The organism is Pseudomonas sp. GV071, from assembly GCF_003050835.1.
GTDB lineage: Bacteria > Pseudomonadota > Gammaproteobacteria > Pseudomonadales > Pseudomonadaceae > Aquipseudomonas.
The window spans coordinates 134,430-153,115 of sequence record NZ_QAOJ01000011.1 but is presented as its reverse complement, the minus strand read 5'-3'; the positions used below and the strand labels follow the sequence as shown (position 1 = coordinate 153,115).

Sequence of the window (18,686 nt, the reverse complement as noted above, 5' to 3'; positions counted from 1 at the left end):
CATGAAAGAATATGCACGGATACGCGCTATCGAGTATGTGCTCCCTGATGGGGTTTTAAGTAATGAAACGCTTGCGGCGGACTATCCGGCGTGGGACGTGGAAAAAATATTCTCCAAAACCGGCATCAATACTCGGCGAGTAGTGGGTGCCGGCGAGTGCGCATCTGATCTGGCATTTAAAGCGTGTGAGAAGTTGTTCGCCACAGAAGCCATAAAAAAAGCCGATGTTGATTTTCTGGTTCTCTGTACCCAAAGTCCGGATTACTTTTTACCCGCTACTGCCTGTGTATTGCAGCACCGTCTTGGGTTGTCCATCACCTGCGGCGCATTTGACTTTAACCAAGGGTGCTCAGGCTTCGTTTACGGGCTTGGAATTGCCAAGGGTTTGATTGAAACCGGTCAGGCTAAAAATGTTTTGTTGGTGACGGCAGAAACCTACAGTAAGTACATCAATCCCGGTGATAAAAGCGTTCGTACCTTGTTTGGGGATGCGGCGGCTGCGACGCTGGTTTCCGCGTGTGAGGGCGAACAGGAGTATCTAAGTCGATTCAACTACGGGACTGATGGTGCCGGTGCACACAACCTGATTGTACCGAGTGGCGGGGCGAGAAATTTTATTACTGATCAGTCCTTGCTGACAGACACGGTCGACGACAGCGGCAATGTCCGTAATAGCTCGAACTTATTTATGGATGGTCCGTCGGTCTTTGAGTTTTCCATGACGCGGGTGCCGCAGCTATTTGATCGATTGTTTGATCAGGCTTTATCTGTCGAGAAGATAGACTACTTCGTGCTGCACCAGGCGAACAAATTTATGCTTGATTCGCTTCGACGGCGTTTGAAGATCCCGGCAGATAAGTTCATCGCTGAATATGAGCATTGCGGGAATACTGTTTCGTCCACTATTCCCATTGCGTTGAAAGCCGTTCAGGAAAAAGGCTTGTTGAAGGATGATACGTTAATGGCGGCGCTAGGTTTTGGGGTTGGCTATTCGTGGGCTGGTTGCATCATCAAATGGTAGCTGGTTTCTGCACGTCTGAATAAGAGTTAAGTGAATGGATTTGAGTCTGCGCCTAATCAACAGCTACTGGCATCCGCTGTGTCACGCCAGTGAATTGGCCGAAGACAAGGATTTTGTCCGGTTTAATCTTCTCGACTTCGAAGTGGTCGCCTATAACGACAAAGGGACTATCATCGCATTCGATAATCTCTGTCCTCACCGAGGTGCTCGTTTTTTTCTGGATGACTTTGGACGCAGTCGCATCAAATGTGAGTATCACGGTTGGAGTTTTATTGCCGGCCAAGCGAAAATTCCAAAGAAAGAAGAGTTCATCAATTGCGATATCGGTTCGGCGGCGCTGAATCAATTCAAGGTGGCGCGCTGCGGGGATTTTATTTTCTTTTCGCCGACGGCCGAACAGAATCTCCAGCAGCAGCTGGGTGCTGAGCTAGTTTGTCGGCTGGAGAGCATCTCCCAAGCGATCAAGTGCCGAAGTGACTTTAATAGATATCCTTTTGAGTCGTACTGGCCGATAGCGGTAGAGAACGCGCTGGAACCCGACCATATTCCCATGATTCATGGCGATTCACTTGCCCCGCTCAGACTGCAAGCGGGCGAAAATATTTACTACGGAGAAAACTCGATTTGGTTTTCTCCGCTGGGAAATAACGCGATTGATGAGAAGTTGGTGAAATTGGGCAAGTTCTTCGAGCCTGCGGAACGTTATCCCGGTTATATGAGTATCTATATCTTTCCATTCGCCATGATCTCCTCCACCCATGGCTACTCCTACTCGATGCAAAATTTCTTCCCTGGCGATCGAACCAAGACATTTTTTACCAGTCGGCTTTACCAGGCGCGGGAATCAAATCCTCGTTATGATGAAATGGTGAAGTCGCTCATGCTCTCAAGCGCGAGTACCAATAGAGCTGTTTTCGACGAAGACCACACGATCTGCAAACGTATTCCGGCTAAAACATGGTCGACCGACAACCCAAAATATTATGGGCAGCATGAAGAAAAGATTATTCACTTCAGGCAGTCCTGCCGTAGATGGGTGGATGATTGAGCCGCTTCGATCCAGTTCGTTGAGACTCAGCTGGCCTTATAAAGCGCCGGTATTGGCTGTAAATGCGAGGTTTCAAGGGGGGAGTGGGGGGCGGTTGCTGTTTTCTGTGTCGGCTTGTGTTCCTTCGACGTATTAAGGCTGTTCAAACCGATTCGGTCATGCTAAAACCTCTTTAGAGATGATCTAGTCGCTTGAAAACGAAGGGAAAATCATGACCAAGTCGGAGCTGATCGAACGCATCGTTACTCATCAGGGATTGCTTTCACCGAAGGATGTCGAGCTGGCGATCAAGACCATGCTGGAGCAGATGTCTCAGGCGCTTGCCACTGGTGATCGTATCGAGATTCGCGGTTTCGGTAGTTTTTCCCTTCATTTTCGCGCCCCTCGAGTTGGTCGAAACCCAAAGACTGGCCAGTCCGTCAGGCTGGATGGCAAATTTGTCCCACACTTCAAGCCCGGTAAGGAACTGCGCGATAGAGTGAACGAGGATGAATAATCCGCTGTAACAGGTCCGGGAATTGACGTGCCCGGGCTGAATTTTCTCCGCTCTCATCCATAGCGGCGAGAGTAGGTCTCTTGAAGTCACTTCCAATAATAATTTCCGGTAGACTATCGCGCGACCGCTGCGCCCAGGCGTGCATGCTGCTCTGCAATGCATCATGCCGTGGCAGATCAAGTGTCAGTATGCTGGCGTTTAGCCTCTAGAAAAATTCAGCAAACCGGCTTGATGCGGTTTAAATATCCAAGTTAGTGTTCAGAGCCAGAATTAAGTATTTTAAAAAGTCTCCCGGGCTGTCGTGGGGATTTTTATATTTTGAGAAAAGAAATGGATAATAAGCCGGTTTTTGTCACTCAGCCCCATTTGCCGCCCTTAGAAGAGTTTATCCCGTATCTGCAAACGATCTGGGACAATAAAATACTTACCAACGGCGGTCCCATGCATCAGGAGCTGGAGTCGGCTCTGTGTAAGTATCTAGGTGTGGAGTACATTTCGTTATTTAATAATGGCACCATCGCATTGTTGACTGCCCTCCAGGCGATGCGCGTTACCGGTGAAGTGATTACCACCCCTTATTCGTTCGTTGCAACGGCTCACTCTCTGTTGTGGAACGGTATCAAACCGGTGTTTGTGGATGTTGATCCCGATACGTTAAACCTTGATCCAAGAAAAATAGAAGCTGCCATTACTCCGCAAACGACAGCTATTCTGCCAGTTCATTGTTATGGCAATCCATGCGATGTTGTCGCTATCCAGAGGATTGCCGACAATTACAATTTGCGTGTGATTTATGATGCCGCGCATGCATTCAACGTAAAAGACGGTGGCGGCAGCGTTCTTCGTCACGGCGATCTAAGTGTATTGAGCTTTCATGCCACCAAAGTATTCAATACGTTTGAAGGGGGCGCGATTGTCAGCCCCGATGAAAAAACTAAAAAACTCATCGACCAGTTGAAAAACTTTGGCTATGTCGATGAGGTAACCGTGGTTGCCCCTGGCATAAACGGGAAGTTAAGTGAAATCAATGCAGCGTTCGGTCTTCTGCAACTCAAGTACATTGAAGGTGCGGTGTCCCGCCGGCGTGCTATAGACGAACATTATCGAGCGCAGTTTGATGCGATAGTGGGTGTTCGACCGGTCGAAATGATTGAGGGCGTAGCGGGAAATTATTCATATTTTCCTATTCTTGTCGAGGATGAATACCCGCTGAGTCGCGATGAGTTGTATCAGAAGCTGAAAGATAACAACATATTCGCTCGCCGTTATTTTTATCCGCTGATCAGTGACTTTCCAATGTACCGAGGTATGCAGTCGGCAAACCCGACTAATTTGCCGATTGCTTCGCAGGTGTCGCAGAAGGTTATTTGCCTTCCGATCTATCCGGAACTGAGCCATGAGGATCAGCTCAGGATCATCTCGATAATCGCTGCGCGCTAGCCAACCGCTGGCGTATGAGATCACTGCCAGGTTGGTTTGTAATGAACGAATCGACTTGCAATATGAGCGTAAGCAAAACGTGTCTTTGAAAAATACAACGTTTTTTGGCGTTATCTGGAATTTCTTCGAATTTTTCTTGAGGCGCGGAGTTGCGGCCATTGCAACCCTGGTGCTTGCTCGTTTTCTCGCACCAGAAGACTTTGGTTTAATTGCCGCTATCTCCATTTTCCTCGCGCTGGGCAGCGGTTTGATGGATTCGGGGATCCGCGATGCGTTAATTCGTCGAAGAAAATTAAATGACAGGTTGCTGAATACCGCGTTCTTTGCCGGGTTGTTTATGGGCCTGGTAGCCTACGCGCTACTGTACGTGGCTGCGCCTGCTGTCTCCGAGTTTTATGATAATGACAAAGTGCTCGACGTGATTCGTGCGGCGGGCCTCGTTATTATCATCAGTTCCGTTCAAATCGTGCCTTCAGCGCTGCTGGCAAACAAGCTGGAATTTAAATCGCTGCTATTGGCTAATTTTCCAGCTTCGGTGATTTCCGCCGCTGCAGCGTTACTCGCGGCCTATGCGGGTGCCGGGGTTTGGGCGTTGGTCATGCAGAGCGCGGTGTTCGCTCTGGTGTCTACGGTGTTTATCTTTCTGAAAGCAGGCTGGCGGCCGAAGTTTGAATTTGATTTGAAGCTGATCCTTATCCTCTACGGCTTCGGTTATAAGCTGTTTTTTGCCAATATCATTTCTATCATCGTCAGAAATATTACCCCTACGATCCTCGGTCGCTACTTGGGACTTACGTCTGCCGGCATCTATTATCTGCTGGATAAGATAATGGAACTGGTGATGGGCCAGTTGGTTTACGCGATTCAGAATGTCACTTACCCAGCGTTGTCGAAAGTTGGTTCCAATGATGAAGCGCTGAAGAGCTTCTACCAAAAAATAATCATCATATCCGCCGCCGTGGTCAGTCCGGTTTTAGCGATAGGCGCCGGGCTGGCGGCGCCAGTCTTCAATTTGCTGTTCAATGACAAATGGAATGCTGCGGTGCCTTACTTTCAAGTAATGTGCGCCGTGTATGTTCTTTATCCGTTGCACGCCATCAATCTCAATCTGCTTAAAGTCAAAGGGCGATCAGATATCTATCTGAAGCTCGAGGTTATAAAGGCTGCAATCGTGGTGTCTATTCTCACCGTTTCAATCAACTATGGTTTGTATGCCGTGCTCTTTGGCCAGTTGTTGAGTTCAATTCTTTGCTATGTGGTCAATAGTCACTATGCAAAGACGTTGATCGGCTACTCATACATTGAACAAGTCAAGGATTTTTCGCCTTATATCCTTGTGTCGTTGATCGTCGCTGGGCTGTGCCACGTTTTATCGACGGTGCTGGTAACGTTGCCAGCGCTGGTGAATATTTTACTGGTCGGGCCGGGGGCGGTTCTCCTGTATCTGGCGCTTTGTTATGTATTTAGACTGAGAGCGGTAGGGCTGATAAAGTCCATAATACCGGCACGCTGATGGAGCCTGTTTTGCGCGCGTACAAGTTTCTGATTTTTTCACCGTCTTACAACCCGAATGAAGGCGGGGCGGTGGTATTGCATAAGCTGTGCTCCCTGTTGAATGATTTGGGGCATGAGGCTTGCTTATACCCGCTGTTCAGAACGTTCGAGATAGGCCAGGAGCGCTGGCGCAGTGAGTTGTCAGGTTTTTTTGCCAGTTGGCTATTTGCGTGGCGCAGAAAGTTTGTTCAGAACCCAGCTTTCAACACCCGGTTATTGGCCTCGTTGCCGGCTGATCTGAACACCAACTGGATTGTCATCTACCCCGAAATCGTGCTCGGTAACCCATTGCATGCCAGCAACGTGGTGCGCTGGTTCTTGCATCGGCCTGGTTACCATATGGGGCGTATTTCCATTGGTGAGGGCGAATTTCATGTTGACTTCAATGAGTTCTTCACCGATGCCGCCTTGCCTGGCTGCTATAAGTCGCAGGAGTCCCTCAACGTCGTTCACTACCCATTCGACTTGTATAATCTGACAGGGGCTGCAAGCGATGAGACGCGCACCGGTACGGCGTATTGTGTTCGCAAGGGCAAAGGTAAACCGGTCGAACACGATCTGAGTGACTCGATTTTAATCGACGGCCTGGAGCATGCGGAAGTCGCGACTATCTTCAAGCGGGTCAAAACATTCATTTCGTACGACACCTATACGGCCTACTCTGCGCTGGCGGTACTCTGTGGTGCGGAGTCAATTGTGGTGCCGGACACCGGCGTGGAAAAGTTGTCGTGGTATAAAAATCCGGAGATGCGCTACGGGTTGGCGTATGGCTTTGAGGACCGTGAATGGGCGAAGGAAACGGCACCGCTGTTAGAGCCGACGCTTCGTAAGGGCGAGGCCAGGTCTGTCGCTTCAGTAATGAAATTCGTCGCTAACGTTGAGGAGTACTTCAATAAGCGTTAGCTAATCAATTTGGTTTGTGGGGAAGTTTATGCTGCTGAAAACAAAAATATTGAAAGCGGTTTTGCCTCCTGTAATTTTTGACTTGTTGCGTTCAGTATTTGGTCGAAAGATTCCCTTCTATAAAGCTTATCAGGTCGCTGTGAGAGGCAAGAACGGTGTCGAAATTGGTGGTCCGAGCGCGGTTTTTAAAACCATTCTCCCCTTGTATCAGGTGGCTAATCGCCTGGATGGGGTGAATTTTTCAAATGAAACGATTTGGGAAGGGGCGTTACGGCCTGGGGGTGAATATAATTTCTACAAAAACAAGGAGGGTGTGCAGTACGTGAGTGATGCTGCCGATTTAAGTGGCATTGAATCCGCTGCATATGATTTTTTATTGTCCTCCAATTGCCTGGAGCACGTCGCCAACCCCTTGAAGGCTGTTAGCGAATGGTGCAGGGTACTGAAGCCCAAAGGCGTATTTGTTTTGGTTTTACCCAAGAAAGAAAGCAATTTTGATCACCGAAGACCAATTTCGACGTTCGAGCATCTGCTTGAGGATTACACAGAAAATGTGGGTGAGGATGACCTAACCCATTTGCCAGAGATTTTGCAGTTGCACGACCTGGCAAGAGATCCACATGCAGGGACGCTAGAGCAGTTCAAGCAGCGTAGCCTGAATAATTTTAATAATAGAACGTTGCATCAGCATGTATTTGATATGGGGCTGATAGAGGAAATTCTCGAATTTACTGGTTTTGATGTTCTGCAGCGCCACGTTACTCAAAGTGACTTTTTTGTCCTTGGACGAAAAAGAGGCGATAATTAGATTTGCTTAGTTGATTTTTTATATGGAGCTTGGGGTTGGTTTTTATGGATGCTCATATTGTTGCGGTAGTGGTCACATTTTATCCGGATGAGGCAGCAGTTACAGAACTGGTGCGTTATTTTTCGTCTGCAGTCACTCGGGTGGTAGTCGTTGATAATACGCCGCTGCAAGCCAATGTTGATGTCGCTGCGCTTTTCAAGGATTTTTCCAGTGTTGAAGTTCATGCTTTGCACGACAACAAAGGTATTGCCACTGCGTTGAATGTCGGAATCAACATCGCCAGAGCACAAGGTGCCGACTATGTTTTGCTAAGCGATCAAGACAGTTGCCCGGCTGAGGATATGGTTCCGCAATTGTTTGCTGCGCTGAAGCAGTTGCGTCTTTGCGCAGAGAATAAAGTTGCCGCAGTTGGCCCAGTGTACGTGGATGGGCGTGACGGTAGCGTTTCGCCCTTTGCCCGGGTCGGCGGGTTCAGATACAGGTTTGCGGCGCCGTCCAGCGCTGAGCCCATCATCAAGGTGTCGGCATTAATTTCTTCTGGTTCACTTATCCCGTTGTCAGTGCTTGATGCCGTGGGTGATATGCGCGAAGAATTATTTATTGATCTGGTCGATACCGAGTGGTGTTTGCGCGCAGGTGTCGCGGGCTACGGTTGTTATGGCGCATATCATGCGCGCATGGTCCACCCGGTTGGCGACGAATTGATGCGTATAGGTTTCTTCAAGAAAATCGATGTGCCTATGCACAGTCCATTACGTTTGTACTATCAGTTCCGAAATGCCTTCTACTTGTATAAGGATTTATCTATTCCTTTGGCCTGGAAGATTAACGACCTCGTTTACAGGTTCGGATTGTTTCGTGCGTACCTGTTTTTTGCTCCGCACAAAGCAAAGTATCTCTGGTCTTTTGCTTCTGGATTTTGTAATGGATTAATCGGCAAGATGGGACGCAAAGGTCAGTAATGACCGGTCGCCGTGCGTGAGAGTCTCTCGTTTCAAGTTGGTTGAACATATAGTCAGGTAGGTTAGGTTTGGTGATGATACCCCGCGTCAATGTCCTGCTCTCTACTTACAACGGAGAGCGTTATGTCGCCGAGCAGATCGAAAGCCTGCTTTCGCAAGTTTATGTGCATGTGCTGCTGCATATAAGAGATGATGGCTCTCAGGATGGCACCCTCGCTATTCTTCGCGAGTTCGAGTCAAAGCATGAAAATATCAACGTGGTCGCGGGAAATAATCTCGGCTACGTCGCCAGCTTTTTTGAATTGTTGAATGGTGCAGACCGCACGTGTGAGTATTTTTCCTTCTGCGATCAGGATGATGTTTGGCTCCCCCGGAAGTTGATCACCGCGATTGAGCAGATTGCGGCCAGAGATACTGCCGTCCCAGTGATGTATTTCTCGCGTACCGAGTATGTGAATGAGCAGCTGCAGCACCTTGGTTATTCCGCCGAGCTGAATCGATCGCGTATAGGCTATGAAAACGCGCTTGTTCAAAACGTAGCGACAGGTTGCACCATTGTAATTAACCGCGTGGCGCGTGAAAGGGTGATTGCCAAGCTGCCGGCGTTTTGTCTAGTGCATGATTGGTGGGTATATCTCGTGGTATCGGCGTTTGGCGAGGTTATTTACGATCCCCAAGTTTACATCAAATACAGGCAGCATGCGGGTAACGCGATTGGTGCGGCAGACACCGTTCTCGGTGTCTATGCCCGTCGTATAAAGCGGTTTTTGGCGGCCACCAAGAATTCTGCTGCATCGTTACAGTTAGCGGAGTTTTACCGCTTGTACGAAACCGAACTGGATGTGCAGCGCAAGCTCAAGTTGGCGCAGCTTTGCTCTGCGAACAAGTCGTTACTTCTACGCGTGAGGCTGATTTTTACCGGCGGTTATCACAGAAATAGCCGCGTAGATGACTTCCTGTTGCGCGTTATTTTATTAATCGGCCGTTTCTAGTGGCTGGGCGAACCTCATGATCGTATGTGTATCCGGAGCATCGGGTTTTATTGGCCGGCATTTGTGCGCGGCGTTGCTTGGCCATGGTTATGTCGTGCGTGGCATCACTCGCGACATGCAAAAAAAACCCATCCAAGGCGTCGAATATTTTTACGGTGATATTTCCACCGGAGAGGGTGATTTCAGCGGTTTTTTTGCGGGTGTTGATTTGTTTTTCAATTGTGCCGGCGAGATAGTAGACCCCGCTCGGATGTTGTCGCTGCATGTGGATGGCACGGTCAATCTGCTCGGTTTCCTTCAGCAGGAGATGGTGCTCAGGTCCAAGCCTGTGCGCTGGATTCAGTTAAGCAGCGTCGGTGCCTATGGGTTGAGCAATCATCCAGCAAGCAGCGAGAGAACCGTTGATGTTCACACGGCTGAAAGGCCGGAAGACGTGTATGAAATTACCAAGACCGTGGCAGATCACCTGGTTTTGAATGCAGCCAATAAAGTGGAGCTATTGAGCTGTGTAGTACTGCGCCCAACAATTGTGGTGGGCGCGGAAATGTCCAATCAGTCGTTCTTCCAGCTGTCGCTAGCGGTCAAAAAGAAGATGTTCTTCTACGTGGCTGACCGGCATGCGATTGCCAATTATGTCCATGTCGACGATGTAATTGCAGCGCTGGTGGTCTGTGGTTTTGCGCAGCGCCAGGAGAGCGGCGTCTATATCGTCGCCAATGATTGCCCGCTGCGCGATGTCATCAACGCCATCGCCGATTTTTACCAGGTGTCGCGGCCGAAGGTCGTTGTTCCGCAATCAGTCACGCGTTTCCTCGCCGCGCTCTTTAGCAAAGTGCCCCGTTTCCCGCTGACGCAAAGTCGGATCGATGCGTTGCTCAAGCGCACGTCCTACTCGCCGGCGCTGTTGGCTTTGCACTATGGAGTGCGCAGCCAGTGTTCCTTGCCGGAGAGCATTCCCGCGATTTTGCAGGGCCGTCGATGATCCGGGTCACCATGAATTGGGAATTTGTCAGGTGGTAGTCAAGAAGAAAGTATGCCTGGTCGCGACGGTGCCGGTGGCGCTGAAGGTTTTTATGCGCGAACACATCGTGCGTCTATCGCAGACCTACGCCATTACGTTGGTTTGTTCAGGCGATGTTCGGGAGTTGCAGGCGCTGTTCGCTGGCCTTGATGTGCGCTGCGTGTCGCTGGACATCGAGCGAAAGATTTCACTGCTGGATGACTGTGTTTCGTTGTTCAAGCTCTGCCGTTTCTTTCGCGCAGAACGCTTCGCGGGTGTGCATGCGCTAATGCCTAAATCCGGTCTGTTGGCGATGATCGCGGCGAAGATGGTGGGGGTTCCGGTCAGGGTGCATATCTTCACCGGTCAGGTCTGGTCCACTGCTATTGGGCTGAAGCGAAAAGTGCTGAAAGCCATGGATATCCTGCTGGCCGCCTGTGCAACCCATCTGATGGCGGACAGCCCCTCTCAGCGCGACTTTCTGGTCGACGAGGGCATTGTGCGGCGGGAAAAAATCACCGTGTTGGGGCCGGGATCCATTAGTGGTGTGGATGGTACGCGCTTTCACACGGATGCGGCCGCACGCGCTGCCATCAGAACCCAACTGAACATTCCGGCCGATGCGGTTGTGTACCTGTTTATGGCCCGTGTCACTCGGGCCAAAGGCGCTATCGATATGGTTCAGGCCTTCGCTCAGATGGCAGAGGTGGCGCCGTTGGCGCATTTATTGGTGGTTGGGCCCGACGAGGAGTCGCTCGACAGCGAGTTGAGCAAACTGCTGGTCGCTTTCAAGGGCCGCTATCACCGAGTCGGCTTCACCGATCGCCCGGAAGACTTCATGGCTTCGGCCGATGTGTTTTGTCTGCCGAGCTATCGCGAGGGTTTCAGCCTGGCCACCATTCAAGCGGCCGGTGCTGGCTTGCCCGCCATTGCATCGAGAATTTATGGCCTGACCGATGCTGTGGATGAAGGGCGCACGGGGCTAATGCATGAGCCCGGCGATATCGACACCATCGCCCACTGCATGGCCAGGTTGTATGCCGACACGGCGCTACGGGAACAGTTGGCGGAGGCTGCACAAAACCGAGCCAACAGCAGTTTTTCGCAAGAATATATCGTTGGCCAGATGGTCCTTTTTTATCAAACGTTGTGGCCGTGATGATTGATCAAGAAAAAAGTAGAAAAGTGGTCGTGACCGGGGCCACAGGGTTTGTCGGCCGTGCGTTGCTGGAAAAATTGCTCGCCATGCCAGGTACTCAGGTGGTTGTCGCCTCGCGGCAGGCGCCCGCGGTACAGCGGCCCCATGTTGAGCATGTGCCGTTCGATCTGCTTGAACCCCTCGACCTTGAGCAGGCGTTCAACGGCGTCGATAGCGTGATCCACCTGGCAGCGCGTGTTCATGTGATGAACGAGCAGGCGCAACAACCGCTGCAGGCGTTCAGGCAGCACAATGTGGCCGCCACCTTGACGCTGGCTCAGCAGGCTTCCGAGCGTGGCGTGCGGCGGTTTATTTTTATCAGCACCATCAAAGTGAACGGTGAGCAAACGGCACCAAACGGCGCTTTTTCCGCCGACGAGGTAGTCAACCCGATCGACCCCTACGGTATTTCCAAGTGGGAGGCCGAGCAGGGGTTGTTGGCGATTTCGCGTGAGACAGGCATGGAGGTGGTGATCGTGCGCCCGGTGTTGGTTTACGGTCCGGGCGTAAAAGCCAACTTCCACAGCATGATGAAGTGGTTGAGCAAAGGCATACCATTGCCTCTGGGGGCAATTGATAACAAGCGCAGCCTGGTAGCGCTGGATAACCTGGTCGATTTGATCCTGACCTGTGTGGACCACCCGGCTGCGGCCAATCAGGTTTTCCTGGCCAGCGATGGTGAAGACCTGTCCACCAGCGAGTTACTGCGTCGTATGGGCCGTGCACTGGGCAAGCCGGCTCGTCTGGTCCCCGTTCCAGCGTGGTTGTTGAGTGTTGCTGCCTCGCTGCTGGGCAAAAAAGATATAGCCCAGCGACTGTGCGGTTCGTTGCAGGTGGATATCGGCAAAACCAGAAGGCTGCTCGATTGGCATCCAGTAGTGACTGTTGATGCGGCATTGGAGAAAACCGCAAGCCATTTTCTAGAGCACAGACCGCAATGATTATTTGCTTGTTTCTCGCCTTGGTAGCGGCTGCTTCGCTATTGATGACTTATGTTTTGCGTCGCTATGCCTTGTCCCGCAGCCTGATGGACATCCCCAACGCCCGCAGCTCCCACACCATCCCAACTCCCCGTGGTGGCGGTGTGGCGATTGTCCTGAGTTTCCTTCTGGCCTTGCCGCTGGTGGCTTTTCTGGGCGGTATCTCCTGGGCGCTTACCTTGGCGTTACTCGGCGCCGGTGGCTGGGTAGCGGTAATTGGCTTTCTCGATGACCACGGCCACATCGCCGCGCGCTGGCGTCTGTTGGCGCATTTCGCAGGGGCTATCTGGGCGTTGGGTTGGCTGGGTGGTTTGCCGCCGCTGCAGTTCGCTGGGGTCAGTCTGAATCTAGGCTGGTTCGGCCATATCGCTGCGGCGTTCTATCTGGTCTGGCTGCTCAATCTTTATAACTTTATGGATGGCATCGACGGCATCGCTGGCGTCGAGGCGGTGAGCGTTTGTCTGGCCGGAGCGTCGTTGTACGCGCTGGTTGGCCATGCTGATCTGGCTTTGGTTCCGCTCCTGTTGGCTGTGGCCAGCGCGGGCTTTCTGTATTGGAATTTTCCTCCGGCGAAAATATTCATGGGGGACGCCGGCAGCGGTTTCCTCGGTTTGGTACTGGGTATTCTCTCGCTGCAGGCCGCTTGGGTTGCCCCCCAGTTGCTGTGGAGTTGGTTGATTCTGTTGGCGGTATTCATTGTCGATGCCACGTGGACGTTGATGCGGCGCCTGCTGCGTGGTGACAAGGTCTATGAGGCCCATCGCAGCCACGCCTATCAGTATGCGTCGCGCCGCGCCGGTAGCCATTTGCCGGTGACGTTGGCGGTGCTGGTTATCAATATCTGCTGGTTGCTGCCCATTGCGCTGTGGGTGGGTGCAGGGGGGCTGGATGGGTTGCTAGGCTTTGTGCTGGCCTGTGTTCCATTAGTCTTTTTGGCCAACCGGTACGACGCAGGGAAGCAAGAGTAGTGAATAATGCCGTGGGTAACCGGCAGGACGATCAAGGATAGGAGAGAGCGTGGCGCGGATTAGTGAAAAAAACGGTACGGTACTGCGTGAGCGCCTGGTGGGCTTGCGTCGGCGGTACAAGCGCTTGCTCCAGGTGTTTGCCGATGTGGCGCTGGTGTGGGTGGCGCTGTGGATGGCATTTATAGTGCGTTTGGGCATTGATCGGCCGATCGATCCTTTCGGCGACTACGCCTGGCTGTTTCTGGCCGCACCTATCATCTCCATTCCTATTTTTATCCGCTTGGGTATGTACCGCGCGGTGATGCGCTATTTCGGCAATGAAGCCCTGGTAGCGATTTTCAAAGCGGTGTCGTTGTCGGCGCTGCTGCTCGGCGTTTACATCTACATGTACCGCGCCGATGTCATCGTGCCGCGCTCGTTGATGTTCAATTACTGGTGGTTGTGCTTGCTGATGATCGGCGGCCTGCGCCTGTTCATGCGCCAGTTCTTTTTGGGTGACTGGCTGCTCGCGGGCCAGCACGTGCCGTTCTTTCGTCAGGACGACGGCCTCCCTAAAGTCGCCATCTACGGCGGCGGCGCCGCTGGCAACCAACTGGTTGCCGCGCTGCGTATGGGCAAGGGCATGCGCCCGGTAGCTTTCATTGATGACGATGAGGGCATTGCCAACCGTGTGGTCGCCGGCCTGAAGGTGTACACCTCGCGCGACATCCCGCTGATGATCGAAGAAGCCGGTGTGCAGGAAGTGCTGCTGGCCATTCCATCGGCGTCGCGCTCGCGGCGGCGGGAAATTCTCGCGGCGTTGGAGGCGTATCCGCTGCATGTGCGCACCGTGCCCGGGTTTATGGATCTGGCCAGCGGACGGGTCAGTGTCAGCGACCTGCAGGAAGTGGATATCGCCGACTTGCTGGGGCGCGATCCGGTGCCGCCGCGCAGCGATCTGTTCGAGCGCTGCATTCGCAATCAGGTGGTAATGGTCACCGGGGCGGGTGGTTCTATTGGTTCGGAGCTGTGCCGGCAGATTCTCTCTTCGGCGCCCACCGCCCTGGTGCTGTTCGAGCACAGTGAGTACAACCTCTACAGCATCCAGAGCGAGCTGGAAGGACGCATTCGCCATGAGGGCCTGGGCACCAAGCTGATTCCGATTCTGGGCTCGGTGCGCAGCCCTGAGCGCTTGCTGGATGTGATGCGCACCTGGAGCGTCAATACGGTCTATCACGCGGCGGCTTACAAGCATGTGCCGATCGTTGAGCACAACGTCGCCGAAGGTGTGTTGAACAATGTCTTTGGCACACTGCAAACCGCGCAGGCGGCGGTGCAGGCAGGGGTTGAGCACTTTGTGCTGATCTCCACCGACAAGGCGGTACGGCCGACTAATGTGATGGGCAGTACCAAGCGTCTGGCTGAGATGGTGTTGCAGGCGCTGAGTGCCGAGAAGCAGCCGTTGCTGATGGGTAGCAAGGCCGGTGGGCAGGCGAATAAAACCCGCTTCACCATGGTCCGCTTCGGCAACGTACTGGGTTCGTCCGGTTCGGTGATTCCTCTGTTCCGTGAGCAGATCAAGCGCGGCGGGCCGATTACGGTGACCCACCCGAATATTACCCGTTACTTCATGACCATTCCGGAAGCCGCGCAGTTGGTGATCCAGGCGGGGTCCATGGGGCAGGGCGGTGATGTGTTCGTGCTCGACATGGGCTCGCCGGTGAAGATCGCCGAACTGGCGGAAAAGATGGTGCACCTGTCCGGTCTGACCGTGCGCAGCGAGCAGAACCCCCATGGCGATATTGCCATCGAGTTCACCGGTTTGCGCTCGGGTGAAAAGCTCTATGAAGAGCTGCTTATTGGCGACAACGTCAGCCCCACTGAACACCCGATGATCATGCGCGCCAACGAAGAGCACCTGCCTTGGGTGACTTTCAAGGAAGTGTTGAGCGCGATCTTTCTGGCGGTCGAGAGTGACGATTACGAGCGCCTGCGCGAATTGCTGCGTGAGCACGTTAACGGTTATCTGCCCGAGTGCGAAATCGTTGATTTAATTCATAAAAAACGCCTCGAAGCACCGGCGTCGGGTGATTTGACGCTGCATTGAGACAGCGCCTAAGTTGGCTTTCGTGGGGTGCTGAACACCCCGCGTAAAACCACTTAAGGAGTGTCACCATGCGTAATGGATACGTGTCTTCCCTGTTGTTCGCCACCCTCGCTTGTTTCTCCCTCGCCACCTTCGCTACAACGCCGGCCAAGGTCGACCCTGCTCAGCCAGCTGTCACTCAACCTGCCAAGGCGCCGGAGGTGGGGATGGTCAATCTCAATACTGCCGATGCTGCGGCGCTGGAACGCGAGCTGGATGGGATTGGTCAGGTGAAAGCCAAGGCTATCGTCGACCACCGTGAGGCCAATGGGCCGTTCACTTCGGTGGATGAGTTGCTGGAAGTGAAGGGCATCGGTGCGGCGACACTGGAGAAAAATCGAGCGAAGTTGAGTGTGCACTAAGCTCGAGGCGTGTAACAAAAAAGGCCGATCCTGTGATCGGCTTTTTTATAGGCAATAAAAAGGGCGACTGTGCAAGTCGCCCTTTTTGTTTCGCTGCTATCAGCCGCGAGCTTGCAGGGCGGCAATACGTTGTTCCAGCGGCGGGTGGGTCATGAACAAGGCTTTCAGGCCTTCACGCACACCACCGTTGATGCCGAACGCGCTCATGGTTTCCGGCATGTGCACCGGAACGCCTTGTTCCGAACGCAGACGCTGCAGGGCGCCAATCATCGCGCTGGTACCGGCCAGACGGGCGCCGGCTTCGTCGGCGCGGAACTCGCGGCGACGGGAGAACCACATGACGATGGTGCTGGCGAGAATGCCCAGAACCATTTCAGCGAAGAAGGTCGCCACGTAGAAACCGATGCCGTTGCCTTCTTCGTTCTTCAGCAGAACCTTGTCGACGAAGTTGCCGAAGATCCGCGCGAAGAACATCACGAAGGTGTTCACCACACCCTGGATCAGCGCCAGGGTAACCATGTCGCCGTTGGCGACGTGGCCGATCTCGTGAGCCAGTACGGCTTTCACTTCATCCGGGGAGAAACGCTCCAACAGGCCCTGGCTGACGGCGACGAGGGCATCGTTGCGGTTCCAGCCGGTGGCGAAAGCGTTGGATTCGTAAGCGGGGAAAATACCGACTTCCGGCATTTTGATCCCGGCGTTGCGCGACAGCTCTTCAACAGTTTGCAGCAGCCACTGTTCGTGACGGGTGCGGGGTTGGCTGATGATCTGGGTACCGGTACTCATCTTCGCCATCCACTTGGACAGGAAGAGCGAAACCAGCGAACCGGCAAAGCCGAAGACGCCGCAGAAGATCAGCAGGCTGGTGTAATTCTGGCCAGTGAAGCGATCCACCCCGAGCAGTTTGAGGGTGATGCTGGCGATAAGCAGAACCGCCAGGTTGGTGGCCATGAACAACAGAATGCGCATCATGGTGTGAGGTTTCTCCTTTGAGCAAAAGACATACGACTAGTGCGGGCTATATAAGGGCGGCCCCCCGCCCTATACAACTCGGCGACTATTTCAAACTGTGTCGTTTGTGCCGTTGAGGGTGCTGGTAAACAGCAGGCGGGTGAGCCGTGCGATGCGTTCGCTGTGTTGCTGATGCAGCGCTTCACGCAGTTGGTGGGCGAGGGTGGCGTGCACGCGGCGCACGCTGGGCGGCAAGGCCTCGCCCTCGGGCAGTGCGTGTGGCACGCCGCGCGATAGGCGCAGAAAGCCTTTTTCGCTGAGCACCGCCTGGTCCAGCGCGTCGTAATGAATGGTCGACTCGTAGCGCAGGTAACCTTCGTCGGCCAACCACAGCAACGCGCCCAGGCACGCCTGGTGGCGCTTGCTGGGCAGGCCGAACTCGTCCGGCTCTTCGCGTCCGATCAGGTCTTCGACATACAGCCCGACCTTGCGTGGAAAGGCCAGATACAGCGCCAGCAAGCCGGCAGCTGCATCTTTATAGAAGTCGTCGATCTGCAGATCCATGGTCGGCCCGGCGGCTTATTGGCTGTAGGTTTTGAGGAAGTTGCCGATGCGTCCGATTGCCTGGTCGAGGTCGTCGAGGCGCGGTAGCGTCACCACACGGAAGTGGTCCGGCCATGGCCAGTTGAACGCGGTGCCTTGTACGACAAGAAGTTTCTCCGACAGCAACAGGTCGAGCACGAACTTCTCGTCGTTGTGGATCGGGCAGACCTTCGGGTCGATTTTCGGGAAGGCATACAGCGCACCCATCGGCTTCACGCAGCTGACGCCTGGAATGCTGTTGAGCAGCTCCCAGGTGCGGTTGCGCTGTTCCAGCAAACGGCCTTGCGGCAACACCAGGTCGTTGATGCTCTGGTAGCCGCCGAGGGCGGTCTGAATCGCATGCTGGCTCGGCACGTTGGCGCACAGGCGCATGTTGGCCAGGATGTCGATGCCTTCGATATAGCTCTGGGCTTTGTGCTTGGGCCCGGAAATGGCCACCCAGCCGGAGCGGAAACCGGCCACCCGGTAGGACTTGGACAGGCCGTTGAAGGTCAGGCACAGCACGTCCGGGGCCAGCGAAGCGGTGGAGATATGCACGGCTTCGTCGTAGAGAATCTTGTCGTAGATCTCGTCGGAGAACAGCACCAGGTTGTGCTGACGCGCCAGCTCGACCATGCCTTCCAACACTTCTTTGGAATACACCGCGCCGGTCGGGTTGTTCGGGTTGATGATCACCAGTGCCTTGGTGTTCGGGGTGATCTTGGCCTTGATGTCATCGAGGTCCGGCCACCAGTTGGCCTGCTCGTCGCACAGGTAGTGCACCGGGTTGCCGCCAGCCAGGCTCACGGCAGCTGTCCACAACGGGTAGTCAGGGGCCGGGATCAGCACTTCATCGCCGTTGTTGAGCAGCGCCTGCATGGACATCACGATCAGCTCGGACACCCCGTTACCCAGGTAGATGTCTTCGATGCCAACGCCTTCCACCTGCTTCTGCTGGTAGTACTGCATCACCGCCTTGCGTGCGCTGAACAGACCTTTGGAGTCGCTGTAGCCCTGGGCGGTGGGCAGGTTGCGGATCACGTCCTGGAGAATTTCTTCAGGGGCTTCGAAACCGAACGGCGCCGGGTTGCCGATGTTCAGCTTGAGGATGCGATGGCCTTCCTCTTCCAGGCGTTTGGCGTGCTTGAGCACGGGCCCGCGAATGTCGTAGCAGACGTTGGCGAGCTTGTTCGATTTGCTGACCTGCATGGTGGGGATCCTGAATAAAAGAGCCGGCGCCGTGGCGAGTCGCCGTGGGCCGTGCGGCTTGGCAGTCTGTAACGCGGATGACAGACT

At 53.7% G+C, this 18,686-nt stretch carries 18 protein-coding genes; 15 read left to right on the top strand and 3 right to left on the bottom strand.

Annotation, left to right across the window (positions count from 1 at the left end; all coding sequences use genetic code 11):
- Window position 1 precedes the first annotated feature (1 nt).
- From C8K61_RS20370 to C8K61_RS20300, 15 genes are all read left to right on the top strand, one after another.
- Window positions 2-1,021 carry a ketoacyl-ACP synthase III gene (locus C8K61_RS20370; protein ID WP_108098125.1) on the top strand — a complete coding sequence of 340 codons (1,020 nt, stop codon included), beginning with the start codon at window positions 2-4 and terminating at the stop codon, window positions 1,019-1,021.
- 34 nt (window positions 1,022-1,055) lie between these two features.
- Window positions 1,056-2,069, top strand: coding sequence for an aromatic ring-hydroxylating dioxygenase subunit alpha (locus C8K61_RS20365; protein WP_108098124.1), 1,014 nt, complete (start codon window positions 1,056-1,058; stop codon window positions 2,067-2,069).
- A gap of 211 nt (window positions 2,070-2,280) precedes the next feature.
- Complete coding sequence (gene ihfB, locus C8K61_RS20360; protein WP_108098123.1) at window positions 2,281-2,565, top strand: integration host factor subunit beta; 285 nt, start codon at window positions 2,281-2,283, stop codon at window positions 2,563-2,565.
- A gap of 330 nt (window positions 2,566-2,895) precedes the next feature.
- The gene (locus C8K61_RS20355) at window positions 2,896-4,005 is read left to right on the top strand and encodes a DegT/DnrJ/EryC1/StrS aminotransferase family protein (protein ID WP_108098122.1); all 1,110 of its coding nucleotides are present in this window, start codon (window positions 2,896-2,898) and stop codon (window positions 4,003-4,005) included.
- Between the two features lie 55 nt (window positions 4,006-4,060).
- Window positions 4,061-5,518: a lipopolysaccharide biosynthesis protein gene (locus C8K61_RS20350; protein WP_158272528.1), complete on the top strand. Its 1,458-nt coding sequence runs from the start codon at window positions 4,061-4,063 to the stop codon at window positions 5,516-5,518.
- Between the two features lie 11 nt (window positions 5,519-5,529).
- Window positions 5,530-6,462 carry a WavQ gene (locus C8K61_RS20345; RefSeq protein WP_108098120.1) on the top strand — a complete coding sequence of 311 codons (933 nt, stop codon included), beginning with the start codon at window positions 5,530-5,532 and terminating at the stop codon, window positions 6,460-6,462.
- 28 nt (window positions 6,463-6,490) lie between these two features.
- Window positions 6,491-7,270, top strand: a complete 780-nt coding sequence (locus C8K61_RS20340) for a methyltransferase domain-containing protein (protein ID WP_146174317.1) — start codon at window positions 6,491-6,493, stop codon at window positions 7,268-7,270.
- A gap of 44 nt (window positions 7,271-7,314) precedes the next feature.
- Entirely contained in the window at window positions 7,315-8,232 is a 918-nt protein-coding gene (locus C8K61_RS20335; RefSeq protein WP_146174316.1) for a glycosyltransferase family 2 protein, read from the top strand.
- A gap of 74 nt (window positions 8,233-8,306) precedes the next feature.
- A complete protein-coding gene (locus C8K61_RS20330) occupies window positions 8,307-9,224 on the top strand; it encodes a glycosyltransferase family 2 protein (protein WP_108098117.1) in 918 nt (305 codons plus the stop codon).
- Window positions 9,225-9,240: 16 nt separating this feature from the next.
- Entirely contained in the window at window positions 9,241-10,206 is a 966-nt protein-coding gene (locus C8K61_RS20325) for an NAD(P)-dependent oxidoreductase (RefSeq protein WP_108098116.1), read from the top strand.
- A 31-nt stretch (window positions 10,207-10,237) separates the two neighbouring features.
- Window positions 10,238-11,383, top strand: coding sequence for a glycosyltransferase (locus tag C8K61_RS20320; RefSeq protein ID WP_108098115.1), 1,146 nt, complete (start codon window positions 10,238-10,240; stop codon window positions 11,381-11,383).
- Entirely contained in the window at window positions 11,383-12,363 is a 981-nt protein-coding gene (locus C8K61_RS20315; RefSeq protein WP_108098114.1) for an SDR family oxidoreductase, read from the top strand. Before C8K61_RS20320 ends, C8K61_RS20315 begins: the two co-directional genes overlap by 1 nt.
- Window positions 12,360-13,370 (top strand): glycosyltransferase family 4 protein, encoded by a 1,011-nt coding sequence (locus C8K61_RS20310; protein ID WP_108098113.1) that lies wholly within the window; start codon window positions 12,360-12,362, stop codon window positions 13,368-13,370. Before C8K61_RS20315 ends, C8K61_RS20310 begins: the two co-directional genes overlap by 4 nt.
- 82 nt (window positions 13,371-13,452) lie before the next feature.
- Entirely contained in the window at window positions 13,453-15,456 is a 2,004-nt protein-coding gene (locus C8K61_RS20305; protein ID WP_108098190.1) for a nucleoside-diphosphate sugar epimerase/dehydratase, read from the top strand.
- 68 nt (window positions 15,457-15,524) lie between these two features.
- A complete protein-coding gene (locus tag C8K61_RS20300) occupies window positions 15,525-15,857 on the top strand; it encodes a ComEA family DNA-binding protein (protein WP_108098112.1) in 333 nt (110 codons plus the stop codon).
- A 99-nt stretch (window positions 15,858-15,956) separates the two neighbouring features.
- Here the strand turns inward: C8K61_RS20300 and htpX are convergent, their stop codons facing one another.
- The 3 genes from htpX to C8K61_RS20285 all read right to left on the bottom strand — a co-directional run bounded on the left by htpX (window position 15,957) and on the right by C8K61_RS20285 (window position 18,599).
- On the bottom strand, window positions 15,957-16,829 hold the full coding sequence (gene htpX / locus C8K61_RS20295) for a protease HtpX (RefSeq protein ID WP_108098111.1): 873 nt from the start codon (window positions 16,827-16,829) through the stop codon (window positions 15,957-15,959).
- A gap of 90 nt (window positions 16,830-16,919) precedes the next feature.
- Window positions 16,920-17,372 (bottom strand): hypothetical protein, encoded by a 453-nt coding sequence (locus tag C8K61_RS20290; RefSeq protein WP_108098110.1) that lies wholly within the window; start codon window positions 17,370-17,372, stop codon window positions 16,920-16,922.
- Between the two features lie 15 nt (window positions 17,373-17,387).
- Entirely contained in the window at window positions 17,388-18,599 is a 1,212-nt protein-coding gene (locus C8K61_RS20285; protein ID WP_108098109.1) for a pyridoxal phosphate-dependent aminotransferase, read from the bottom strand.
- Between the last annotated feature and the right edge of the window lie 87 nt (window positions 18,600-18,686).

Coding starts and splice junctions, on each gene's coding strand:
- C8K61_RS20325 (WP_108098116.1), top strand. CDS start 9,241: ATGATCGTATGTGTATCCGGAGCATCGGGTTTTATTGGCCGGCATTTG.
- C8K61_RS20290 (WP_108098110.1), bottom strand. CDS start 17,372: ATGGATCTGCAGATCGACGACTTCTATAAAGATGCAGCTGCCGGCTTG.
- C8K61_RS20340 (WP_146174317.1), top strand. CDS start 6,491: ATGCTGCTGAAAACAAAAATATTGAAAGCGGTTTTGCCTCCTGTAATT.
- C8K61_RS20310 (WP_108098113.1), top strand. CDS start 12,360: ATGATTATTTGCTTGTTTCTCGCCTTGGTAGCGGCTGCTTCGCTATTG.
- ihfB (WP_108098123.1), top strand. CDS start 2,281: ATGACCAAGTCGGAGCTGATCGAACGCATCGTTACTCATCAGGGATTG.
- C8K61_RS20370 (WP_108098125.1), top strand. CDS start 2: ATGAAAGAATATGCACGGATACGCGCTATCGAGTATGTGCTCCCTGAT.
- C8K61_RS20285 (WP_108098109.1), bottom strand. CDS start 18,599: ATGCAGGTCAGCAAATCGAACAAGCTCGCCAACGTCTGCTACGACATT.
- C8K61_RS20365 (WP_108098124.1), top strand. CDS start 1,056: ATGGATTTGAGTCTGCGCCTAATCAACAGCTACTGGCATCCGCTGTGT.
- htpX (WP_108098111.1), bottom strand. CDS start 16,829: ATGATGCGCATTCTGTTGTTCATGGCCACCAACCTGGCGGTTCTGCTT.
- C8K61_RS20330 (WP_108098117.1), top strand. CDS start 8,307: ATGATACCCCGCGTCAATGTCCTGCTCTCTACTTACAACGGAGAGCGT.
- C8K61_RS20315 (WP_108098114.1), top strand. CDS start 11,383: ATGATTGATCAAGAAAAAAGTAGAAAAGTGGTCGTGACCGGGGCCACA.
- C8K61_RS20335 (WP_146174316.1), top strand. CDS start 7,315: ATGGATGCTCATATTGTTGCGGTAGTGGTCACATTTTATCCGGATGAG.
- C8K61_RS20355 (WP_108098122.1), top strand. CDS start 2,896: ATGGATAATAAGCCGGTTTTTGTCACTCAGCCCCATTTGCCGCCCTTA.
- C8K61_RS20300 (WP_108098112.1), top strand. CDS start 15,525: ATGCGTAATGGATACGTGTCTTCCCTGTTGTTCGCCACCCTCGCTTGT.